This window comes from Streptomyces sp. NRRL F-5727 (assembly GCF_000719555.1).
In the GTDB taxonomy this organism is placed as follows: domain Bacteria; phylum Actinomycetota; class Actinomycetes; order Streptomycetales; family Streptomycetaceae; genus Streptomyces.
The window spans coordinates 1-204 of sequence record NZ_JOGX01000187.1 but is presented as its reverse complement, the minus strand read 5'-3'; the positions used below and the strand labels follow the sequence as shown (position 1 = coordinate 204).

At 69.1% G+C, this 204-nt stretch carries 1 protein-coding gene; it reads left to right on the top strand.

What is annotated here, in order from left to right:
* A partial coding sequence (locus IF73_RS38475) for a hypothetical protein (RefSeq protein ID WP_037881971.1) occupies window positions 1-204 on the top strand: 204 nt, incomplete at both ends.

Below are 204 nucleotides of genomic sequence, written 5' to 3'. Positions count from 1 at the left end.
GGCCTGGAGCGGGCCAAGCTGGAGCTGATGGACTACGGCGCGGGCCAGGGCGTGGAGCTGGCCCACTTCGGCGGCGGCATCATCAAGGGCACGGCCGGGCTGGTGAACTTCGTCCGCTCGCTCAACCCCACGGACCCGTACAACCTGACCCACCCGGCGGAGTACTACAAGGGCGTCAACATGACGCTCGCCGGCCTGGTCTCC